The 20,702-nt window shown below is 44.3% G+C and carries 20 protein-coding genes and 1 pseudogene; 10 read left to right on the forward strand and 11 right to left on the reverse strand.

All coding sequences use genetic code 11. The features are described from left to right. Positions 1-163 precede the first annotated feature (163 nt). The 3 genes from WH96_RS09770 to WH96_RS09780 are packed head-to-tail and all read left to right on the forward strand — an operon-like array spanning position 164 to position 3,209. Complete coding sequence (locus tag WH96_RS09770) at positions 164-1,330, forward strand: SAVED domain-containing protein (protein WP_047764245.1); 1,167 nt, start codon at positions 164-166, stop codon at positions 1,328-1,330. After that, complete coding sequence (locus tag WH96_RS09775) at positions 1,311-2,501, forward strand: nucleotidyltransferase domain-containing protein (protein WP_047763976.1); 1,191 nt, start codon at positions 1,311-1,313, stop codon at positions 2,499-2,501. Before WH96_RS09770 ends, WH96_RS09775 begins: the two co-directional genes overlap by 20 nt. Continuing rightward, entirely contained in the window at positions 2,502-3,209 is a 708-nt protein-coding gene (locus WH96_RS09780; RefSeq protein WP_047763977.1) for a hypothetical protein, read from the forward strand. Between the two features lie 164 nt (positions 3,210-3,373). Here the strand turns inward: WH96_RS09780 and WH96_RS09785 are convergent, their stop codons facing one another. Further along, on the reverse strand, positions 3,374-3,694 hold the full coding sequence (locus WH96_RS09785) for a DUF2461 family protein (protein WP_245629471.1): 321 nt from the start codon (positions 3,692-3,694) through the stop codon (positions 3,374-3,376). Between the two features lie 11 nt (positions 3,695-3,705). Here WH96_RS09785 and WH96_RS09790 point away from each other — a divergent pair. Further along, a pseudogene (locus tag WH96_RS09790) lies at positions 3,706-4,378 on the forward strand (IS3 family transposase); the annotation flags it as partial. A 210-nt stretch (positions 4,379-4,588) separates the two neighbouring features. Next, entirely contained in the window at positions 4,589-6,115 is a 1,527-nt protein-coding gene (locus tag WH96_RS09795; protein ID WP_053005815.1) for an EAL domain-containing protein, read from the forward strand. Between the two features lie 188 nt (positions 6,116-6,303). Here the strand turns inward: WH96_RS09795 and WH96_RS09800 are convergent, their stop codons facing one another. Next, on the reverse strand, positions 6,304-6,999 hold the full coding sequence (locus WH96_RS09800; protein WP_047763979.1) for a DUF2461 domain-containing protein: 696 nt from the start codon (positions 6,997-6,999) through the stop codon (positions 6,304-6,306). A 2-nt stretch (positions 7,000-7,001) separates the two neighbouring features. Continuing rightward, on the reverse strand, positions 7,002-7,427 hold the full coding sequence (locus WH96_RS09805; protein ID WP_047763980.1) for a GFA family protein: 426 nt from the start codon (positions 7,425-7,427) through the stop codon (positions 7,002-7,004). Between the two features lie 291 nt (positions 7,428-7,718). On the opposite strand from WH96_RS09805, the gene WH96_RS09810 reads away from it, so the two are divergent. Beyond that, positions 7,719-7,973 carry a DUF1344 domain-containing protein gene (locus WH96_RS09810; RefSeq protein ID WP_047763981.1) on the forward strand — a complete coding sequence of 85 codons (255 nt, stop codon included), beginning with the start codon at positions 7,719-7,721 and terminating at the stop codon, positions 7,971-7,973. Between the two features lie 117 nt (positions 7,974-8,090). Here the strand turns inward: WH96_RS09810 and WH96_RS09815 are convergent, their stop codons facing one another. Continuing rightward, on the reverse strand, positions 8,091-8,711 hold the full coding sequence (locus WH96_RS09815) for a DUF2062 domain-containing protein (protein ID WP_047763982.1): 621 nt from the start codon (positions 8,709-8,711) through the stop codon (positions 8,091-8,093). A gap of 196 nt (positions 8,712-8,907) precedes the next feature. Between WH96_RS09815 and pgsA the strand changes: the two genes are divergently transcribed. Then, positions 8,908-9,465, forward strand: a complete 558-nt coding sequence (gene pgsA / locus WH96_RS09820; protein WP_047763983.1) for a CDP-diacylglycerol--glycerol-3-phosphate 3-phosphatidyltransferase — start codon at positions 8,908-8,910, stop codon at positions 9,463-9,465. A 178-nt stretch (positions 9,466-9,643) separates the two neighbouring features. Here pgsA and WH96_RS09825 read toward each other — a convergent pair whose 3' ends face one another. The 3 genes from WH96_RS09825 to pdxR form a co-directional block, all read right to left on the reverse strand. Next, entirely contained in the window at positions 9,644-10,603 is a 960-nt protein-coding gene (locus WH96_RS09825; protein WP_047763984.1) for a LysR family transcriptional regulator, read from the reverse strand. Further along, the gene (locus tag WH96_RS09830) at positions 10,603-11,457 is read right to left on the reverse strand and encodes an HAD-IIB family hydrolase (RefSeq protein WP_245629472.1); all 855 of its coding nucleotides are present in this window, start codon (positions 11,455-11,457) and stop codon (positions 10,603-10,605) included. The genes WH96_RS09825 and WH96_RS09830 overlap by 1 nt, the downstream gene beginning before the upstream one ends. 92 nt (positions 11,458-11,549) lie before the next feature. Next, positions 11,550-13,094 carry a MocR-like pyridoxine biosynthesis transcription factor PdxR gene (gene pdxR / locus WH96_RS09835; protein WP_047763985.1) on the reverse strand — a complete coding sequence of 515 codons (1,545 nt, stop codon included), beginning with the start codon at positions 13,092-13,094 and terminating at the stop codon, positions 11,550-11,552. A gap of 190 nt (positions 13,095-13,284) precedes the next feature. On the opposite strand from pdxR, the gene WH96_RS09840 reads away from it, so the two are divergent. Then, positions 13,285-14,235 (forward strand): DMT family transporter, encoded by a 951-nt coding sequence (locus tag WH96_RS09840; RefSeq protein WP_047763986.1) that lies wholly within the window; start codon positions 13,285-13,287, stop codon positions 14,233-14,235. Between the two features lie 6 nt (positions 14,236-14,241). Here WH96_RS09840 and WH96_RS09845 read toward each other — a convergent pair whose 3' ends face one another. Next, positions 14,242-14,523: a chorismate mutase gene (locus WH96_RS09845; RefSeq protein WP_047763987.1), complete on the reverse strand. Its 282-nt coding sequence runs from the start codon at positions 14,521-14,523 to the stop codon at positions 14,242-14,244. A 53-nt stretch (positions 14,524-14,576) separates the two neighbouring features. Beyond that, complete coding sequence (locus WH96_RS22530) at positions 14,577-14,837, reverse strand: DUF1674 domain-containing protein (RefSeq protein WP_053005816.1); 261 nt, start codon at positions 14,835-14,837, stop codon at positions 14,577-14,579. Between the two features lie 183 nt (positions 14,838-15,020). Here WH96_RS22530 and WH96_RS09855 point away from each other — a divergent pair, with 183 nt between their 5' ends. Then, positions 15,021-16,400 (forward strand): RsmB/NOP family class I SAM-dependent RNA methyltransferase, encoded by a 1,380-nt coding sequence (locus WH96_RS09855; protein WP_047763988.1) that lies wholly within the window; start codon positions 15,021-15,023, stop codon positions 16,398-16,400. A gap of 10 nt (positions 16,401-16,410) precedes the next feature. Here the strand turns inward: WH96_RS09855 and WH96_RS09860 are convergent, their stop codons facing one another. Together WH96_RS09860 and WH96_RS09865 are read right to left on the reverse strand one after the other, a co-directional pair. Next, a complete protein-coding gene (locus WH96_RS09860) occupies positions 16,411-18,603 on the reverse strand; it encodes a methyl-accepting chemotaxis protein (RefSeq protein ID WP_053005817.1) in 2,193 nt (730 codons plus the stop codon). 318 nt (positions 18,604-18,921) lie between these two features. Then, complete coding sequence (locus WH96_RS09865) at positions 18,922-19,389, reverse strand: Lrp/AsnC family transcriptional regulator (protein WP_053005818.1); 468 nt, start codon at positions 19,387-19,389, stop codon at positions 18,922-18,924. A gap of 120 nt (positions 19,390-19,509) precedes the next feature. On the opposite strand from WH96_RS09865, the gene WH96_RS09870 reads away from it, so the two are divergent. After that, positions 19,510-20,679 carry an amidohydrolase gene (locus WH96_RS09870; RefSeq protein ID WP_047763990.1) on the forward strand — a complete coding sequence of 390 codons (1,170 nt, stop codon included), beginning with the start codon at positions 19,510-19,512 and terminating at the stop codon, positions 20,677-20,679. The last annotated feature ends 23 nt before the right edge of the window (positions 20,680-20,702 follow it).

Here is a 20,702-nt window from a genome sequence, read left to right on the forward strand (position 1 = left end):
TAGTCTACGGTATGAAGAAAACCTATGGGCCGAAGCTGAACGGTAGCAATGACGAGGTTTGGAGAGCCGCGGCACTGTATACTAGAGTCGATAACTTCCTTCACTTACTGCTTGATGATTTTTTTTCATGCTCGCCTCCTTTAATCGGAAGGCTATAGAAAACATGGTTGTGGAAGTTACTAGGCACATTAAAATCACAGTGGAACGAGAACTATGGGCTCGTTCAGCGGGTCGATGCCAGTTTAATGGCTGCAATAAATTTCTCTATAAATCATCAGTCACACAAGAACCAGTAAATATTTCTCAAAAAGCCCATATCTATTCGTTTTCAAAAATAGGACCTCGTGGCTGGGGCATGCTCAGCCAAAAACAAAATAAGCTTAATGATATTAGTAACTTGATGTTAATTTGCCATAGTTGTCATCAGAAAATTGATCAGGATAAAGACGGTATTCGATATACCGCAGCATTATTGATCAATTGGAAGGCACAACATGAGCAGCGAGTAGAGATTGTTACAGGCATTGCACCGGATAAGAAATCTCACGTTGTACTTTACGGAGCGAATATCGGCTCTGAAAAAACGTCGATTGAATATTATGCTTGTGTCCAGGCTATGTTTCCCCATTGGTATCCTTCCGATGAACGACCAATACAGATTTCTACCAAATCAGAGTTAGAAGACAGTTCACCGGAGTATTGGCAGGCTGAAAAGTTGCATCTTTTAAAAGCCTTCAAAAGAAAAATTTTACCGGTCATCGAAGATGATCCCTGTAAACACCTCTCCCTTTTTACGCTTGCACCTCAACCACTCCTAATAGAACTTGGAGCTTTACTGACCGATAAAATATCGGTGGAAAGCTATCAGCTTCATAGAGAACCCAAAAGTTGGCAGTGGCAAGACTGCCAAGATGATTTTGATTACATCGTCCGTAAACCTGAATGCACAAAAGGGGCAGTTGCACTGGTTGTATCCCTAAGTGATAACGTATCGAAAAACCGTATCACGAGAGTGCTTGGTGATGATGCGGCTATCTGGGAAATTACTATCGAAAATCCACACAACGATTTTATGCAGTCAAGGCAGCAACTTTCTCTGTTTCGACAGCGCTTGAGAGGTTTGATCGTGGACATTAAACAACAGCACGGCGAAGTAACTCCTTTGCATATATTTCCCGTGATGCCTGTTTCCTGTGCAATTGAATTCGGGCGGGCGAGAACGCCCAAGGCCGATATGCCATGGTTCGTGTATGACCACGATCTAAAAACTCAGGAATTTATTAATGCTATTGAACTGAAAGGTGATTTACATGCTCGGCAATCGAAGTAATGAAGTGCTGAAGAGCATTTTGGGAAAAATTGAACTGCAGGACGAGGCTTATGAGAAGGCGGAAAAGCGGTATAAAGATATTGGTGAATGGTTGCATCGGCCTAGTTCAAGCTGCGTCGAATACGACCCGCACGTATTCTCGCAAGGGTCTTTCAGATTGGGCACGGCGATCAAACCGGATTCTGATGAAGAATATGATCTTGATATGGGGTGTAACCTGCGCCAAGGCCTGAGTAAGAACCAGATCACACAGGAACAGCTCAAAAATAATGTTGGTGATGAGTTGGAACTATATCGCAAGGCGCGCGGTATCAAAGAAGATCTTGCAGAGAAAAAACGTTGCTGGCGGCTTGAATATGCTGATGGGTTGAGCTTTCACATGGATATCGTACCGTGTATCCCTGAGAGTGAAACCGACAGGGGCATTTTGAAGAAGCGCATGATCGAAAATTCACGCTTCGATGATGCGCTTGCTCAAAATGTATCCGAGCATGCGGTATCTATCACGGACAACACCGATCATAGATATAAGGTTACGACTAACAACTGGCGCATTAGTAACCCTGAAGGCTATGCACGCTGGTTTGAAACGCGTATGAAAACTGCGAAATCGATCATCAACGAGCGTGAAATAAGCTTTAAGGCCAGCATTGACAGCTTGCCATACTACCAATGGAAAACGCCTTTGCAGCAAGCCATTCAGCTATTGAAACGTCACCGCGATACCATGTTCAAGGACAACGAAGACTGCAAGCCTATTTCAGTAATTATCACCACTTTGGCCGCAAAAGCCTATAATGGTGAAGCTGATCTTGCATCGGCCTTAACCAAGATCCTGTCCCGTATGGGGGAATATATTAATGCTGCCGTGCCAGTAGTACCCAACCCTGTAAACCCTGCCGAGGATTTTGCAGATAAGTGGTATGACGAAAGCTCAGCTGAGTACAAATTGGAACAGAATTTTTACAAATGGCTCTATCAGGCTAGAGTCGATTTTAAGACATTATGCGCCAAGGATAACAGCCAGCATGTGGTTGAGGCGGCTGATCGTGGCCTGAATGTTCATCTGGATGCCACTTCGGTTGCACTGGCTTTAGGGCTATCTGCGACTGTGATCACACCAACTAAAGAGATTCATGCCTCTGATCCGAAGCCATGGTTTGCTCAATAAATGTGGTTTTGGGACGGTATACAACTGGATGATTTTCTTGTCTGTCATCCAAGAATCAGGATTGCCGAGATCAATGATGATAAGGTTGAACTGGTAGGTGAGTATCATTTAAAAGCACAGCTTGTGGGTAGTCAGCTTATTGATAAAACTTTTCGACTTAGGGTTGTTTGTCCCCGAGAATATCCCAGTAAACTGCCTACGGTATTGGATGAGTCAAATTACTTTCCACGAAGCCAAGAGTATCACACCTATACTAACGGATCGTTTTGTCTAGGCTCAGAGCTTAAAATAAAGTCTCTATTACATTCGGATAAATCTATTACAGCATTCTTTGGGAACGTCGTTGATCCTTTTTTATATGCAGTATCTCACCGCATAGAGTTTGGTAATTACCCTTTTGGTGAGTTGGCGCATGGAGAAAAAGGGCTTGTTGATGAGTATGAAGATATACTCAGACTTCAAGGAAAAGAGGCTGTTGTACTAGCGTTAAAAGCACTAGGTAAACGTAAACGGGAAGCTAACAAACTATCTTGTCCTTGTAGATGCAAGAAACGTTTGGGGTGCTGTGAATATCGTTTCAAATTAAACAGCTTTCGAATGATCGAGCGTCGACGTTGGTTTAGAGAACACCTGAAACAGTCCTTTACCCCGATTGAACGTCCTCCTAAGAAAAAACGTATCTTAAAGTCCAAGTCAAAAATCACTTGACTTTTTAATAGTCAATTCATGATGTCTCATAACTTTTAATATCGCTCTATTTCCGCTAATGGCACTAAGCAGCTATAAATCATGGTCTGATTTATTAGGCGCAATTATTGTGGATTGGGGTGGATGATTACAGTTCGTTACACATAGCATTCTGATTGATAAATCTAAAAAGGAACGTCAACGGCCTTACACAGAAATCTCATCAAAGGTGCTGCCGTTTTAAATCCTTCGACAACTTCGTTCAAAAACACCGGACTCTGAGCTGCTTCTGGCTTTGTCCGATGCATGAGGAAAAAGGTTTTTCGCTTGAGGTCTTTGATATGTGGTTCATCTGCTGAAAAACCTTTTGGTGGACGCTTGAGCCCATCGCCACCGATTTCACCGAAAACATCACGTATTTTGGGGTCCGATAAAACCTTCTCCCACTCTTTCGGGCGATCAGCGATTGCCCGCCTGATCATATAAAGCGCATCGCTTGGCGGCATCCAGATCCCGCCGCCAGATGGCACGGTATCTTTGCCGTGAAGGTGAAAAATCGGACGCCACCGAATACGTCGACTGATGAAATTGATAGGTCTGGAAGCTATTTACCAGGCGCCAAATACCAGTCGCCCGCACCCTGAGCACAAGATCTATCCATATCTTTTGAGAAAGATGGTGATTAATAGGCCCAATCAAGTTTGGTGCAGCGACATCACCTACATCCCTATGCAACACGGCGTCCTGTATCTTGTTGCGATCATGGACTGGGCTACCCGTAAAGTATTGACATGGAGGCTTTCCAATACGATGGATGCAAGTTTCTGCGTTGAAGCTCTCAAGGAAGCAATCGACCAATACGGCAAACCTGAAATATTCAATACAGACCAAGGAAGTCAGTTCACAAGTATAGATTTCGAGGTATCTTGGAAGGTGCCGAAATTAAAATATCCATGGACGGTCGCGGTCGTTGCATGGACAATATTTTTATTGAGCGACTATGGCGAAGCCTCAAATACGAAGCTGTTCATTTACATGAGTTAACCAATGGTTTTGTTGCGAAGCAGGTGATCGATGAATGGATCACATTTTACAATACTGAGCACCCGCACTCCAGTTTCAACGGCAAAACACCAAATGAAGTATACCGCTTGAAGCGCTATCAAAAAAATATACAATTAGCAGCGTGAGCAGATAACCCAATACACCTTAGCCAAACTGCTAGGCTGTCCAACAAGATGGGACCACCTCACTTATAAAGTGTAGGTACGAATGAAAAATTAACTTAGATGGGCAGCTTGGATATTTATGTGTTGTAGATAACCCACTGCCTATAATTAGCCAATTTCATGTCACACTTTACATACAATTGATAAAAAATTGCGAAGAAAAGGATCATCGTGAAAATAACTAAAATCACCTCGAGTATTTTTGCCATTACCTTTGTTGCAGGTCTTGCTACGGTTAACTTTTTTAATCATTTTTATGCCGAAAAAGCATTACAAAAAGATGCAGAACAACTCCTTTATCAATTTCATGATGCCCTACTAGAAGCCTATAAAATATTAGATACACTGCCTGAGCCAGAGGACTTTCAATGTACTAAAAGCAACATTGAACAATTGGCATTGCTGACCTATGAACACCCAGCAGTTCGACTTATCGGGGTTTTGCATGGCAATAAACAAGCTTGTGCAAGTGAAGATATTCATATTGATATTGAAGATTACCATGAACGTATACTTAACCCGACTAGACATCAACTTAGTGACAAATTTTCCTTGGCAACGGTATCTCATGGTGACAAACACATAGATTTGTTGTTGGTTCGCTCGCATGCCAACAGTCGATATTTTGCTAGCATTAATCCTTTTATGATTAATTATTTAGCAGAATTTGCCTGTACCAACTGCCTAGAATACGAATTTATTATAGGCAGTTTGCCTAAATTGACATTCAGTGGTCGTGCTATGGCCCAAGAAAGTTACATTGAGTACAACACATCAAGATTCGAAGAAAAGGTACAGGTGGAATTACACGTCCGCGGTACCGAAGAATTTTATAATTATTACAAAGAATTAAGTTGGTTTAGCACCACCTTATTTTCGTTCCTTTTTGCAAGTATGATTACGCTTTTGTCATATAAGTTATTAACGATCCGCCAATCATTTGAGCGAGTTATCAAAGATGCCCTTAAATATCAAGAATTCACGCCATTTTACCAACCCATAGTACACAGCAAAACGGGTCACATCGTTGGGGTTGAAATGCTAGCACGTTGGGTACGTCAAGACGGCTCCGTGGTGCCTCCTTATCAGTTCATTCCATTTGCTGAAGATAGCGGGATGATTGTGGCCATAACCGAACAGTTAATTCAAAAAACTATACAAGATATAAAAGTTTTAGGCTGGGATAAAACACAACAATTTGTCAGCATCAATATTGTTCCCGAACATTTGCTAAATGATAGACTTTTCCAACTTATCTCCCGGCTAATTACCGAAAATCAGTTGCCGTCATCGGCCATATCACTAGAAATCACTGAGCGAATAAAAATTGAAAACCTTGAAGATGCCCGTCAACATATAGAAAAATTTTATAGCCTAGGAGTAGAATTAAAACTTGATGATGCAGGCACGGGGTACGGCGGTTTTTCTTATATTCAAGAACTCGGCATAAGTACATTAAAAATCGACAAAATGTTTGTTGATACTATAGACAAAGACGATTTTAAAGGCTCAGTACTAGAGTCTATTATCTCATTTGCCAAATCATCTCAGTTAGGCATGATTGCTGAAGGTGTTGAAGAGGCGCATCAGGTGGCTTATTTACAAGAACGTGAAGTCTATTTGATCCAAGGTTATTTTTACGCAAAACCTATGCCTTTAGATCAACTTCAACAATGGATTAAGGATAAAACCCCTTAAAGTATTGAGATTTTTTACACGAGTTTTTTTAACGCATGTGTTTGCGTATAAATTGAGTTGAATGAATCTTGATGTCCGCTTTTAGCACGAAGCAACTATAAATCATTGTCTGATTTATTAGTCGCAATTTATTGTGGTTTGAGATGGGTGATTGCAGGCCCTTACACTTAGCATTCTGATTGATGCCCCTAAAAAGGAACATCAACCGCTTTACACAGAAATCTCATCAGTGGCGCTGCCGTTTTAAACCCTTCGACAACTTCGTTCAAAAATGCCGGACTCTGGGCTGCTTTTGGTGTTGTCCGATGCATAAGGAAAAAGGTTTTTCGCTTAAGGTCTTTGATATGTGGCTCATCTGCTGAAAAACCTTTTGGTGGGCGCTTGAGCCCATCGCCACCAATTTCACCAAAGATATCACGTATTGCCTGATCCGATAAAACCTTTTCCCACTCTTTTGGGCGATCAGCGATTGCGCGCCTGATCATATAAAGCGCATCACTGGGCGGCATCCAGATCCCACCGCCATACAACACTTCGTCCGTTGCCAGATGAACATAAAAACCCGGTGCATGGGCATCCCGGCCCAACGAATGACGGAAATGACATGCCGCATGTTCTTTATAGGGCCGCTTGTCTTTCGAGAATCTGACATCGCGGTGGATTCTGAACATTGACCCGCCATTGCGACGGGCATCGGCCACAAAATGAGGGGTAATTTCAGCAAGGGGCTCGACCATTGCCTGAATAAAATCCAGCAAATGATCCTGTAACGTTTCCCGGTATCGCGCTTTGTTTTCCGCGAACCAATCCCGGGTATTGTTTTCTTTTAGATCGTCGAGAAACTCAAACCCTGCTTTGGGAAAACCGGGAAAGTCAGTGCTCATTTTTATCCTCCTCGTCGAAACATGCTGCCATCAAACTTTGGAATGTCACTGTTCATCATATCCCAAGATACAGCCTGTTTAACAAACATATCTGCATCAGCTGAATAAAATTCAGGATTATCCAGACTCATTGCTACAATCAAAACCATCCCTTTGGCAATTTCCGGCGTCCCATAGATTCGGCTGTTACATTTCGAACAACAATAGCTTTTCATCGCACCACCACTTCCGCCCTGATGCTCAAAGCAATTCAAATCGCCGGTGACAGAAAAGCTGGTTTCCGGCACGCCCATCACAGCAACATAAGGGCTCCCACTCAATTTTTGGCAATCGCGACAATGGCAATTCACCTTAAAAAGCGGTTTTATACAATTGGTCTGATAGCGAACCTGCCCACACAAACATCCGCCTTCGATTATTTCGGTCATTTCTATCTCCCTTGGTTGTGTTTTTGATCAAATCAAAAGTAACTTGCAAAATAAAAGTGACTTAATTAAGGCAACCTATAAACGAAATGTCACCCCCTTGCCTTCTTTTATAAGAGAACATGACCGTAACATCTGATAATTGCCATATTTCAGACACTTACCTTTTTTCTGACACAGGAATGCTCGAAAGATGCACCCAACTTTGTCCTCTTCTTGTTCCTTCTCAAATGCCCGGTGAGAACTTAACTTTTGCTTATCGACACACTCAATTTGTCAACAAAGGAACAGACAATGAAAAAATTAATTACAAGTGTTATCGCTCTTGGTCTTATCGCATCTGCATCAATCGCAAGTGCCGCTGAAATGACAGGTCGCGTTATGACTGCGGACCCGGCAACAAACACAATTATCCTTGAAAACGGCACTGTGATGGAGCTTGTTAACGGTCTGACAGTAGAAGGCCTGGAGCCCGGTACAGAAGTTGTTCTGACTTATGATGAAAAAGAAGGTAAAAATCTGGTTACCAACATTGCGCCAGCTTCTTAATCAACCAGCTTGTTAAACAAGCACACATAGTTACTTGAATAAGCCGATAAGTCAGCGAAACTAAACCCCATTCGCCCTTATCGGTTTATTCATTTCTGGGTACATGTTTTAGGAAGTTTAGTTTTCTAAATCAGGATTCTTAAGTTTATCTCGCGATCCTGCAAGCCGTTTCTTGCGGGCAACAGCATAGCGTGTGGCCAATTTAAAAGACAACCAGTACCCCAAGGCACCAAGACCGACACTGTAAGGTATAAACCCAACCAGAATTGAGGTCCCAACCTGCTCCAGCATAAAATGGGATACTTCCACGATCGTTTCCCAAATACCGCCGTCCAGCGTCAGATGCTCGCTCATCATCTGTGAGAAATCTTTAAAGCTCTGCTCGCCATCAAAATCCAGCAACATTAAACGACCCGTAATATAGTACAGATAATAAAGCGGGATCATCGTGATAGGATTAGAAAGCCAGGACCACGCCATGGCAATAATCAGGCTAAACTGCCATTTGATGACATATCGGCAAAGCCACCAGACAATAAAAACACTATAAAGCTGAATACCTACTGTCGGTGTCATTCCGAGGGCCAAGCCCATCATGACACCACGGGCAACAATTTCAGGCTGATCAACCGACCTTAAAACAGGAATAACAAGACGGAAATAGAGAAGACGAAGCAAACCAGCGATGGTTTCCTTCTTATTACGGGCGTGAATTTTCTTCTTAAACCAGAATCTCATTTAGCCTTTTACAAACGCCCTCTGTTACCACTTTTGGTATCGTTTTTAGCGATCTTTTTTTTATCGTCCTTGTGACCGCTCTTAGCGACTGTTATAAACCAAAATTATCTATAGTCCACGGACAAAAATCCGCCTTTCACGAGATAGCGGAAACCAGAGGACCTTGAAACTATCTCATGCAAAGGGCAGCGACGGCATGAATCTTCCCAATTGGCTTAGTGTGTTTAGAAGTGGCGCAGGCTTTGTCGTCATTTATCTTCTCCTACAGGGAACACAATCATATTTACTTGCGGCTATCGTCGTCATGATGATTGCAGAGATTTCCGACATGGCCGACGGCCATATCGCCCGTCGTTATGGACAGGTCACCAAACTGGGCATGATCATTGATCCCATGAGCGACAGCCTCTATCGCGCCATGGTCTTTATCGGCTTCTTGGGAATCGGTTGGATTCCTGTCTGGTTCGTTGCCATCATCATCACCCGTGACATCGTTGTTTCTTACCTGCGAATCTTTGCCCAGCAACAGGGCTTTACCATGGCCGCGAGATCCAGCGGCAAGATCAAAGCTATCGTTCAGGCCTGTGCACAGGTTTGGACAGTCGGCCTCTATGCTCTTAGCGGATTTTTCAGCCAGTATATGGATACGGTGCAGGTATCATTCTGGCTATTGGCAATCGCAACAGCTGTGACAGCATGGTCCGGTATTGATTACGCACTGGGCTATATCAAATCCATGCGGGAAACCAGCTAGGGACTTTCCAGTTCTAGGTATAGTCGTTTAGCTTAACTCTTGTCCTCATCGTTTTATGAGGCATCTGATCATTGGTGAAGGTTATTCGACGCTTCTTTCTTCACGTCTTACGAAAAGCTGGACTAAACAATTATATTTGCTTAATCAGCCAGATATCGATTTGATAATTCTGGCCTAATTACTTTTCCCCAATTTCAATCATGTCTGTGACCCACGGCGCGAATGCTGCGATTTCCGGCATACATTTTTGCGTCAGCGTATCCCGAGATATATCGCTTATCATCTTTTGCAGCGATTCAAGTTCATGTCGGCGCGTGGCCAGCATTAAACTTCTGGAAAAAGCAGGACCGGGCAATGGCTCACACCGGATACTCTGCAGATGTGTTCTGGCCTGTAACAAGCACAGTGGCGTTGTGATCGCCCAGCCAATCCCTACTGCAACCATCGCCAAAGTCGTATCTGCCGTATCAAATTCAAACCGACGTCGCGCGATAATATCAAGAGATCTCAAATGGTTCTCGATATTCATTCCCGTCAAAGAACGAGAACTGTATCGTACCAACGGTAAATCCTGATTCAATTGATTCAGACTTTGAACCGGCTTCCGATAATCAGCAGGCAAAGCCAAAACAAAAGGTTCCTGTAGTAAACGGTGCGAAATAATCCGTTCATCCGTCGGAATACTGCCTTCGGTTATCACCACATCAACTTCGCGGGTAAAGAGGCGTTTGAAGTGAAGCTTTGTCAGGCCGGACCATACGGACCATTCTACAGCTTCATCCATCAACCCGCTTACCAAATGAGGGCCAACTGTCGTCCCATAGGAATCAACCATTCCCACGTTCAATCTTGGCAGTGATCTCTGCTGATAGGCCCTAACCAGAAAGGAAGTCTCCCTCGCCGTATCCAGCAGCGATTTCGCCCGTTCAAACAGGGTTCGACCTGCCGGAGTCAAAGCCGGGGGACGTACAGAGCGATCCATCAGTTGTACAGCCATCTTTTTCTCTAACGCACCCACAGCCTGAGAAACCGCAGATTGAGAGATTTCCTTGTGCTGGGCAGCCGCTGTCATACCCCCCGTTTCAACAACGGTGACAAAGATATCCAGCGCGCGCAGATCAAGATCAAAATCGGACATCAGCTCAATAGCATCTTCGCAAGTTCAACGAATCCCCTGCCGCTTCGCTTTTCAGTAACCCATGTCGGCTCATGCGGTATCCTGCCAATAAAGTCCTTCACATTCGCAACACCAACAGAGTGTGGGAACCGTGCGAACATCGGTGCATCATTTGGCGAATCGCCGGAAAAGACAACCTGATCCAGAACCTGATCCAGCTCCAGATTATATGCTTCGCGGAACAGAACCTCGGTCATGGATAGCTTATCATAATCCCCAAACCAGCCATTAACGTGAATCGAGCTCACCTTTGCCTTGGCTCCTGCCTCTTCAAACAACGAGACAATCCTGTCGATTGATTCCTGATCAAGAGGATCAACATCCTCACAAAAATCCACAGCAAGATCAGCGACGCGATAGTCTTGATCAGATGCGATTCCCGATCCCGGAACGTTCAGAGGAATCGACTGACGCAACCGATTGATACGCTTGCGATCTTCCGCCCGCTCACCTGCTTCCTTCCAGAAGCGGCAGGTCATTTTTTTGGCATGATGTTCATACCGAAAGTAAAATGCGCCATTCTCCCCAACAACAGCATCAACCGGCCACATACGCGCAAAGTGATCACACCATCCCGCCGGACGGCCTGTAATAGGGATAACTTTAAACCCGGCCTTCGTCAGATTTTCCAGCGCCATATAACTCTCGGCACTAAGCTGACCATCAGTTGTTACCGTGTCATCAATATCTGTCAGCACATAGCGAATCTGGCTTTTAACAGCTCGTGGAAAATCGCTTAAGGGTTTCATCTCTGCTCCACCATCATTAGGGCCAAAATTGATAAACCAAGATCCATAAATATCACCTGCGTACAATTAACCCCCTGTGTACAAGGGGAGCCGGGAAAAGAAAAGAAGCGTCCTTGGTTATTCCTCATCTTACTGCTAATCCAGAATCACGCCCCATATCACGCCTTGGACACCAACTTTTCAAACACAGACGCCAACCTTTTACAGCCGGATTCAATCTGATCCTGATGGCAAGCACCATACCCCATCAACAACCCTTGCCTAGCACTCGTTTTATCGTCGTAAAAAAGAGAAAGAGGTGACGCTGAAATATTCACTTTGTCTGCTTCGGCCACAACTTTGCGATCTGTTGTTTTCCGACATGCCCTATCTGTAAAGTATGCCGTAATATGTAATCCTGCGACATTCGGATTTATGACAAGATAATCAGACAAGTGACGCTCTATCCCTTGAACAAGCATCTCTTGACGCTGTGCATAAACTTTGCGCATCCGCCTGATATGAGACGAGAAATGACCTTCGGCCATAAAATCAGCAAGTGCAGGTTGCGCAAGCAGGGAAGAACGTTCATCCATAAGCATCCGCGCCGAACTCACGGCATCAACCAGATGCTCTGGCACGACGAGATACCCCAGACGTAAAACGTGGAACAGAACTTTGGAAAACGAGCCGAGATAAACTACTCGGGAAGCTTCTTGCAAATGCCCCCGCCTTTCAGCTTCCAGTCCCTGTAGAGAAGATATAGGCTTACCGGAAAACCTGAACTCGCTCTCATAGTCATCTTCTAATATCCACGCATTATTTTCTTCGGCCCAGTCAAGCAGTTCAAGGCGGCGCCTCAAAGACATCACGACACCCAAAGGGTATTGATGTGATGGCGAAACTACCGCCATTCGCGCATTTTTTGCCATTACACGACCAGCTTCAACTGACAGTCCTTCTTCATCTACAGGTACGTATGCCATCTCAATGCCCGCCGAATGTAATGGCCCTTTTAATCCCGGATATCCCGGTTCTTCAAACCAGGCTGTTTCCCCTGAATCCAAAAGGATTCGCGCCATAAAATCGGTTGCCTGACGTGCACCAGAGGTAATCATAACCTGTCGCCAGTCACACTTTATGCCCCGGGCAACACGTAAATAATCAGCAATTTCTTTGCGAAGCGGAATATAACCGCAAGGGTCAGGATTCCTCAGTAGATCAGCTTTTGGATAACGCCAGGTGCGGGAAAGAGATCGCGCCCAGAGTGGAAAAGGAAAAGATTCCACATCTGTCATGCCCGGCGAAAATGCCGTATGATTTTTATGCGCACGTTTTTCCTTTTGCATTATTGCCAGTTGCTCTCCCCTCCGGGAAAGGCCACGCGGATTTATTTCCGGTGTTGATTGTGAATAAGCAGAGGGTCTAGCCAAAGCAACACCGATATCATCCGGCAACTCTTTCGAAATATAGGTACCAGAACCACTGACACCTTCCAGATATCCCTCCGCAAGCAGCTGATCAAAAGCCCCTAGGACAGTATTGCGTGAGCATGCCAGCTCTTTTCCGAGCGCGCGAGTAGATGGCAATCTTTCCCCCGGTTGCAGTCGACCACCCAACACCATCTCCCTCAACTGAGTAAAAAGCTGCTGCTGCAAGGAATGTTCACTGGTTTTATCCAGAACTACATCTAACAAAGGGGTATTTGTTGGCTTTCCAACCATCCTTAACCTCAAAAATTGGCCCTCGTAACTATCAAGGAAACCTTACATTCTTAGAGCCAATTAACAATATACCTTCTAACAAATCTCAGGCTTGCCCCCTGACAAATTGCACCCTGACAATATCGCTACTGCGTACAACAACGAACTTTGCTAAGAAAATGTAATCTATCCGCATAAAAACCAGAGTCTCATGACAAACACATCGCAAGAAAATTCAAATCCCGGAAATTCGAATAACGGAAATTCAAACCTCCTGGCCATACTTGCGCCTTGTACCTTTGTCTTGATTTGGTCCACTGGATTTGTCTTTGCCAAAATGGCCTTGCCTTATGCGGAAACCATGACACTCCTCGCCACCAGATTCCTTCTCGCCGTGGGCTTACTGTTGCTTATCTCCCTTATCTGGAAAGCAAAATGGCCCAGAGATCCAATGCAAATACTGCACATCGCTGTCGCAGGCATTCTTTTGCATGCGATTTATCTTGGGGGTGTTTTTGCATCAATTGAACTGGGTCTTCAAGCTGGTGTTGCCGCACTGATTGTCGGCATTCAACCGCTCTTGGTGGCTTTTGCTGCTGGCGTATTCCTAAAAGAAAAGATAACGACCAGACAATGGATCGGTCTTATTCTCGGCGTTAGCGGTGTTATTCTGGTCGTCTGGGCAAAGCTTGAAAATGGTCTGGGGACACCATTGGGTGTCAGCATCGCCGTTGTGGCTCTTTTTGGTATTTCTATCGGCACCGTTTATCAAAAACGTTTTTGTGGCGAAATGGATTTGCGCACTGGTGCCGTAATACAATATGCGGCCGCTTCAATCCCCACAGGCATACTGGCTTATTTTACCGAAAGCATGATCATCAACTGGGCCGAGGAAATGATTTTTGCCATGTTCTGGCTGGTTGTCGTGCTCTCTGTCGGGGCCATAAGTCTGCTCTACATCTTGATCCGCAAAGGCGCGGCTTCGAAGGTATCAAGTATGTTCTTCCTCGTGCCCCCAACTGCCGCCCTTATGGCATGGGTACTGTATGATGAAACTTTCAGATCCACAGCCTTGGTCGGTATGGCGATGACTGTAATCGGCGTTGCCCTAGTGAATCTACGGCCGATCAAAAAGCTTGGCTTGAGAACCAGACCAAGCTAACGGCCATTACTCTTTATTCCCCATTAAACGATCTTCAAGTTCACAGGCTTCATCAATGATCAGTGTATAGAGCTTGCGAATAAAATCTGCATCAAGACCTTTTTGCGCACCCGTCTCGGCGTTTCGTTCACGCACTTCATCGACCCGATCTTGTAGGATCGCCGGAATATTATGCTTGTTTTTCAGTTCGGCCACTTCTCGAATGACTTCAAATCGTTGAGAAAAAAGCTCCATAATCTGATCATCAAGATCATCAATGCGCCGACGATAAGGGCTGAGAAGCTCCATAACTTTTGGTTACTCCGACTAAAGGGATTAGAAACTATGCAAATACAACGAACTTAGAAATCAACACAAATACCTTTACGCTCCCAGTCACCATAACGTGTCGGCTCTGGACCACTGGGGCCACCGATTTCTGGCTTCTTATCCAAGCCTTCCATCAATTGTTTTTCACGTTCAAGTCGAGCCGCCATTGCTTTATCAAGATCACCAGGCGTAACTTTTTTACGCTTCGCACCAGAAACGATATCCCCCGGTGCCGGGAAATGATTCTTTCTGGCTTTTTGATTAGGTGTATGTGTCGTAAAAGATCTTGTCATAACTATTCATATGGCATGTCATGGGGGTAATGCCAAGCCTCCAAACCAAAAGATATAACGCATCTTGTCGCGCCTCTTTCGGGGAACAGCTTACCAATAGACTTATCAATATTTCATCAAGAACATAGCACCTGCGCAAAAATAGCTCTTTCTTCACGCTACATTCATGGTAAACCCTAGCCCATGACTGAAAAACACAACAAACATACAAACGCTTCCGGATCCAGAAACAAAGCAGGCAATAAGTCTCATAGTGGCCGCCCAGCTAATCCGAGAAAGCTCGTTCTGAATCTTTTGAAAGACATCATGCGGGAACAAAAAACCCTTGATGAAGCCCTGAACAATAACAAGGCAGATTTTGAAAGCATGGAACGACGCGACAGAGCTTTTGCCCGTTTGTTGATTTCAACACTTATGCGTCGTCTTGGCCAAATTGATAAAGCCATCAATGCCTGCATGAAACGACGTTTACCTGCCAAAATGGCAGACGTGCGTGACATTATTCGCCTGGGTGCTGTTCAGTTGCTTTATCTCGACACACCACCTCATGCTGCGGTTAGCACCAGCCTTGACCTAGCTAGAAGCCCAAAACTCAGTGGGAATAAACCAGTTATGAATGCCGTTTTGCGCCGCCTCTCACGCGAAGGCCAAGACATGCTGGCGAAGATGGACGAAAGCCAGGACAACTTGCCAAACTGGCTTTGGAAAAAATGGGCGGAAACCTATGGCGGAGCAACAGCCAAGGCAATTTCGCTCAGCCACCTTGCCGAAGCGCCTCTGGATTTGACTGTAAAAGAAGCTCCGGCTGAATGGGCCGAAAAGCTCGGTGGTAACGTTACTTCTGGCAATTCTATTCGCTTACCCGCTGGTACAGGAGACCCCGTATTCCTAGAAGGTTATGAAGAAGGTCATTGGTGGGTTCAGGATTTTGCCGCAAGCCTTCCCGTTCTTCTGCTCGGATCAGTAAAGGGCAAAAAAGTCGGAGACATCTGTGCAGCTCCCGGCGGCAAAACAGCAGAACTCGTCACAGGAGGCGCGGATGTTACCGCTGTAGATTCCTCCGCAAAACGACTGACACGGGTTCACGAAAATCTCGAACGACTTCAGCTAGATGCAGAAGTCATTCAAGCCGATGCCACAACCTGGCAGCCGAACGAAGAGTTTGATGCTCTGCTTCTTGATGCGCCCTGTTCTGCAACAGGCACTTTGCGTAAGCACCCTGAATTAGGCAGAATTAAACGTCCTGAAGACATCGAAATCTTAGCTGATTTGCAACGTGAGTTGCTTGAAAATTGCGCCAAAATGGTCAAACCTGGCGGCACAATAGTTTATGCCACCTGCTCACTTGAACCCGAAGAAGGTCAATACCAGATTCAGCATTTTCTCAAGAAAAATGGAACGAACTTTGAACGCGTTCCGGTTAAAGCTGAAGAGCTTGGAAGTGCTAACTGGCTAGGAATGCTATTGACAAAAGAGGGCGATCTCCGCTGCCTGCCATGTCACAGACATGACGAAGGCGGCATGGACGGGTTTTACGCCTGCCGCCTTCGAAAAATTGCCTAAGGATTTATCCTTAAGCCGCGCGGATTCCCTGGATAAATTCCTCCACGCTTTTACGCATCTCACTAGCCTGTCGCGAAAGGCCTTCAGAAGCTTCCAACACTTGCTGAGAAGACGTTCCAGTTTGCGTCGAAGCTTCACTTACACCTTGCATGTTCGATGTTACTTCGGCCGTTCCTGCAGATGCTTCCTGAACATTACGAGAGATTTCCTGTGTCGCAGAACCTTGCTCTTCAATCGCCGTAGAAATTGAAACAGAAATCTCGTTCATTGATTCAATTGTTTTACCAATTGCCTCAATTGCCGTAACAGCCGATTTGGTAACATCCTGCATCTCATCAACCTGACTGCTGATTTCTTCAGTGGCCTTGGCTGTTTGATTAGCCAGATTTTTCACTTCACTGGCAACAACGGCAAAACCTTTACCTGCTTCACCAGCTCTGGCAGCTTCAATTGTCGCGTTCAAAGCGAGAAGATTCGTTTGCTCTGCAATATCGGAAATCAAGCCAACAACTTCCCCAATCCGGTTCGATGCTTCTTCCAAACCCTTAATTGTTGCGATATTTGCATCGGCTTTGGAAACAGCATCGCTGGCAATCTGGCTTGATTCACCAACCTGGCGATTGATTTCTTCGATAGAACAGCTCAGTTCTTCCGCAGCTGCAGCAACTGTCTGTACATTTACCGAGGCCTCTTCTGCCGCAGCAGCAACCGTGTTGGAACGAAGTGCCGTATCCTGAGCCACTGAAGACATTTCGCCCGATGTTGTATTCATCTGAGAAGCAGCCGTACTTACACTCGTCAAAATCTGATTACTATCTGCTTCAAACTGTGCAACTAGCTCCTCAATGCGCTTCGTTCGTTGTTCACGAAGGGCAACCAACTCCTTCTCTTTTTCTGCCATTTCACCTTGTTTAATGGCGTTTTCTTTGAAGGTTTGAAGAGCTGAAGCCATATCGCCAATTTCATCCGCACGCCCAAGCCCAGATACATCAAAAGATTTATCACCATTGGCCAACATCAACATTTCTGATGTGGATTGACGGATAGGATTACTGATAGTACGGGCAAAATACCAACCAAGAATCGCTACGAAAAACAATACAACTGCGCTAATTATCAAAATATATACAACAGTAGAATCTGAAAGGTGCAGAACTTCTTCTTCATCAATCTCTGCCATCAACGCCCAATGTACACCGTGAATATCAAGCGGTTGATAAGCAGATAAAACATTTATGCCACGATAATCGGGAACAATGGCAATGCCCGCCTCACCAGCAAGAGCCCTTTTCACTGTTTCGGTTTCAACTTTGGTTTTAAGAATGGTTGATTCTTCTGAAAAGCGTGAATCACTCCGCATTAAATAGTCTGTACCAACAATGTAAGTTTCCCCACTTTCTCCCATGCCCGCGCTCTGTTGCATAACGCTATTAATTCGATCAATGGGCATTTGGAAAATAAGCACTCCTTGAAAGCCATTTTGCGAAATAATTGGCGTGGACATGAAACTAGCCGGAGCGCCATAGCTTGGTGCATAAGGTGCAAAATCAATAAAATTAACAGATCCAGCTTTTTGATTATCTAAGGCTGCATTGTATACTTCAGCGATACCAGTATCTTTATATTTTCCACTCTTAAGATTTGTCGCGTAATCCAGCTCTTTAAAAACACTGTAAACAACATTGCCATCAACATCGACCAGAAAGACATCATAATACCCTCTGCTTTCCAACATTTGACGGAACCATGGGTGAAAACGACGATGGTCTGAGTGATAAGAACCCTCTATTTGGGGACCATCATAGAGATGTTTATCACCAAGCTTTTCAGGATTCCCCTCTGTATTGGTTGCTTCAGCAGAGGGATCATTAATGTAAATTCCTTGTAAAGACTTTAAGGGATCTGAATGTCTGCGTTTTTCGTCTCGAAAACCGAGTGTGAAATTGGACATCGCATTTTGAACATACCCATTAGCCGCTGAAACAGTGATATCTTCTTCAATAGAGTTGAGATAGCTTTGTAGCGCTGATTTCCGAGCTTCACCTAGTGCAACAAGAGTTTTCTCCTCGAGATGAACCAGACTTGAAGTTGCGTTCTTAACACTGAAGATTCCAATTGAAACGACAGATAATGCAGAAATAATCACAAACAAAATCGGAAGTTTTCTTGATATTCTCATATCAAGCAGTTTAGAGATTTTCATCACCTTGTAAGGCCCTCCTATCGCCCTATGCTGAATAGCCCGCCTTCCCCCTCAGCCTTTATTATGTTTCTGAGTGCGTGTAATTCAACGACCACCATGCATACCATGATATGCAGAAATTCTTAAAAAGAACTTAACCGAATAATCTAATACAATAAAGCTTGGTAAAAACGCTAAACTTATTAATTAGTTACGCACATTATATCTTTGATATTATTTACATTTCATTAAAGCGACAACACCATAAATAGGATATGATATGAAAACCAAATCCTCCAAAATAGAAGCATAAGATTACTTAAAGCAAAAACTTAATGATTAATTTTGATTAGTAAGTATAGGAATAGACATTCCAACTTTTACTGAATCCATTACTATATTAGTCTTAAATTTACTTACCTCAGCATTCCCAAAAAAATACTCCCGGGTGAATTGTTCGTAATGCTGAATATCTCGTACTAATAAGACAATAATAAAATCCGCCTCACCAGTTGTGTAATAGCATTGCTGGACCTCTTGTGCCTGTCTCATACGCTTCTTAAAACCATCAAGGACGTTCAAGTTTTCACGCTCAAGACTAACTTCTGTGATAACAGTCATTGGATGCCCCATTTTCTTGGGATCCAGCAACGCCACCTCTGCTCTGATAACCCCACTATCTTTTAGGCGTTTCAAACGCTTCTGAACTGCCGCAGGTGATAAGCCAATTTCAGCACTGATCTTTTCTGCTGTCATACGACTATCTTTTTGCACGTGAAACAGAATTTTATAATCAAAGGCGTCCATTATTATTCTCATCTTCAAAAAGTTATATTATTATAAAATTAGTATTCAAAAATTTAGAATTCAATAAATTTAATAAAAATCCCCCTGTATCCTTATGCGCTAGAATTAGAGGAGTTGATTATGGCTAATGTCACACCAGACGCATTTCAGCATCAAAAACAAAAACTGATCGACATACGTCATGATCTGCACCGTAACCCCGAATTGGGATTTGAAGAACATAGAACAGCACAGAAAGTTGCTTCGGAACTCAAATCCTATGGTCTGGAAGTTCATGAGGGTATTGGTGGCACTGGTGTTGTTGGCATTCTAAAAAAAGGCGGTGGAAATCAGGCAATCGCCTTAAGAGCCGACATGGATGCACTCCCCATTGAAGAAACCAGTTCCCATCAATATTGCTCTACGGTTAGCGGGAAAATGCATGCCTGTGGACACGATGGACATACCGCAATGCTTCTTGGCGCGGCTCAATTTTTGTCAGAAAAACAAAATTTCAACGGCACTGTTGTTTTCATCTTCCAACCCAATGAAGAAAATGGTCTAGGCGCGGCCGCCATGGTCAATGACGAGCTCCTTGAAAAATTTCCAGTCGATGAAATCTATGGCCTACATAATTTACCCGGCGCGCCTCTCGGTGAATTCTCAACAAGAGTCGGCACAATTTGCTCTAGCGAAAGCTTGTTTGAAATCACAATTAAAGCGCGTGGTGGTCATTCTGCAATGCCACAAAAAGGGGTCGATGCAATTCTTGTCGGTTCTGAAATAGTGCAGGCATTCCAGTCCATCGTTGCACGGAAAATGGATCCAGGTTGTGGTGCTGTCGTATCCATTACAGAATTCACCACCGATGGACGTCGAAATGTGCTTCCCGGCTCAGCAACACTCAAAGGTGATGTTCGCGCCCGGACACCAGATGACCGTGAGCAGATCAAAACCCATATGCAACGCCTCTTGAATGGCATAACACACGGTCACGATGTCGAAGCAGATTTTAGTTTCAACACAGAATTTATCGAGACGATTAATTCTGCCGACCCAACCCAAATCGCGATACAGGCAGCCAAAAAAATAAGTGACAATGTCGAGGGAGATCGTGAACCCATGTCATTTTCAGAAGATTTCGCTCTGTTTTCCCAGAAAAAGCCGGGTTGCTTTATATTAATGGGCAACGGAACGGAAGGTGCCCATGGAAAACCCCTTCATGCTTCTGATTATGACTTCAATGATGATGCTCTTACAATTGGCGCTGCTTTTTGGGCACAGCTTGTTGCAAATCGCCTTCCTGAATAATTTTTGATATTACCTTAGCTAGG

It is taken from the genome of Kiloniella spongiae (assembly GCF_001026905.1).
Taxonomy (GTDB): domain Bacteria; phylum Pseudomonadota; class Alphaproteobacteria; order Kiloniellales; family Kiloniellaceae; genus Kiloniella; species Kiloniella spongiae.

Excerpts from the sequence above, each read along its gene's own strand:
- WH96_RS09770 (WP_047764245.1), top strand. The coding sequence starts at position 164 with ATGGTTGTGGAAGTTACTAGGCACATTAAAATCACAGTGGAACGAGAA.
- WH96_RS09775 (WP_047763976.1), top strand. The coding sequence starts at position 1,311 with ATGCTCGGCAATCGAAGTAATGAAGTGCTGAAGAGCATTTTGGGAAAA.
- WH96_RS09780 (WP_047763977.1), top strand. The coding sequence starts at position 2,502 with ATGTGGTTTTGGGACGGTATACAACTGGATGATTTTCTTGTCTGTCAT.
- WH96_RS09785 (WP_245629471.1), bottom strand. The coding sequence starts at position 3,694 with ATGCCGCCAAGCGATGCGCTTTATATGATCAGGCGGGCAATCGCTGAT.
- WH96_RS09800 (WP_047763979.1), bottom strand. The coding sequence starts at position 6,999 with ATGAGCACTGACTTTCCCGGTTTTCCCAAAGCAGGGTTTGAGTTTCTC.
- WH96_RS09805 (WP_047763980.1), bottom strand. The coding sequence starts at position 7,427 with ATGACCGAAATAATCGAAGGCGGATGTTTGTGTGGGCAGGTTCGCTAT.
- WH96_RS09810 (WP_047763981.1), top strand. The coding sequence starts at position 7,719 with ATGAAAAAATTAATTACAAGTGTTATCGCTCTTGGTCTTATCGCATCT.
- WH96_RS09815 (WP_047763982.1), bottom strand. The coding sequence starts at position 8,711 with ATGAGATTCTGGTTTAAGAAGAAAATTCACGCCCGTAATAAGAAGGAA.
- pgsA (WP_047763983.1), top strand. The coding sequence starts at position 8,908 with ATGAATCTTCCCAATTGGCTTAGTGTGTTTAGAAGTGGCGCAGGCTTT.
- WH96_RS09825 (WP_047763984.1), bottom strand. The coding sequence starts at position 10,603 with ATGTCCGATTTTGATCTTGATCTGCGCGCGCTGGATATCTTTGTCACC.
- pdxR (WP_047763985.1), bottom strand. The coding sequence starts at position 13,094 with ATGGTTGGAAAGCCAACAAATACCCCTTTGTTAGATGTAGTTCTGGAT.
- WH96_RS09840 (WP_047763986.1), top strand. The coding sequence starts at position 13,285 with ATGACAAACACATCGCAAGAAAATTCAAATCCCGGAAATTCGAATAAC.
- WH96_RS09845 (WP_047763987.1), bottom strand. The coding sequence starts at position 14,523 with ATGGAGCTTCTCAGCCCTTATCGTCGGCGCATTGATGATCTTGATGAT.
- WH96_RS22530 (WP_053005816.1), bottom strand. The coding sequence starts at position 14,837 with ATGACAAGATCTTTTACGACACATACACCTAATCAAAAAGCCAGAAAG.
- WH96_RS09855 (WP_047763988.1), top strand. The coding sequence starts at position 15,021 with ATGACTGAAAAACACAACAAACATACAAACGCTTCCGGATCCAGAAAC.
- WH96_RS09860 (WP_053005817.1), bottom strand. The coding sequence starts at position 18,603 with ATGAAAATCTCTAAACTGCTTGATATGAGAATATCAAGAAAACTTCCG.
- WH96_RS09865 (WP_053005818.1), bottom strand. The coding sequence starts at position 19,389 with ATGGACGCCTTTGATTATAAAATTCTGTTTCACGTGCAAAAAGATAGT.
- WH96_RS09870 (WP_047763990.1), top strand. The coding sequence starts at position 19,510 with ATGGCTAATGTCACACCAGACGCATTTCAGCATCAAAAACAAAAACTG.